A 573-nucleotide genomic window follows, 5' to 3' on the forward strand; every position below is an offset into this window, starting at 1 on the left:
GGGGAGTATCCGAAACTCTGTGTATGAGGCTTAGCCCATGCGGTTGAAACAGGTCATCGGTTGAACCGTTCAGGGTAGAGAATAGCGAACTGGTTTCGGGCAGCCACCCATTCCCTGACACATCGTCCGGTGTTCTCGAATTTTCGGATTGCTAAATAGATCAGCTTGGTTGCGGCATCGTCGGTTGGAAAGCTGCCACGTGTTTTCGTGGTTTTCCGGATCACCCGGTTTAGACTTTCTATGGCGTTGGTGGTGTAGATGATTTTGCGCACTGCGGGCGGGAAGGCAAAGAACGGGATGACCTCTTGCCATGCGCGCCGCCAGCTTGGCGCGATTGAGGGGTATTTTGCGCCCCATTCAGCTTCGAAATCATCCAAGGCTTTGGCGGCTTCCTCGTCGTCCACCGCCTGATAAACCCGACGCAGGTCTTTGGCCACGGCCTTGCGATCTTTCCAGCCGCAGAAGTTCAGGGAGTGGCGCACAAGGTGCACGATGCAGGTTTGCACAGTCGTATCGGGGAAGGCTGCGTTGATGGCATCAGGGAAGCCCTTAAGGCCATCGACGACGGCGATC

The 573-nt window shown here is 55.8% G+C and carries 1 protein-coding gene; it reads right to left on the minus strand.

All coding sequences use genetic code 11. From position 1 onward, the window contains the following. Positions 1-53: 53 nt before the first annotated feature. The coding region (locus tag FAP39_RS17400; RefSeq protein WP_138017632.1) for an IS256 family transposase at positions 54-573 on the minus strand (520 nt) is incomplete at its 5' end.

This window comes from Shimia litoralis (assembly GCF_005518135.1).
Taxonomy (GTDB): domain Bacteria; phylum Pseudomonadota; class Alphaproteobacteria; order Rhodobacterales; family Rhodobacteraceae; genus Shimia_E; species Shimia_E litoralis.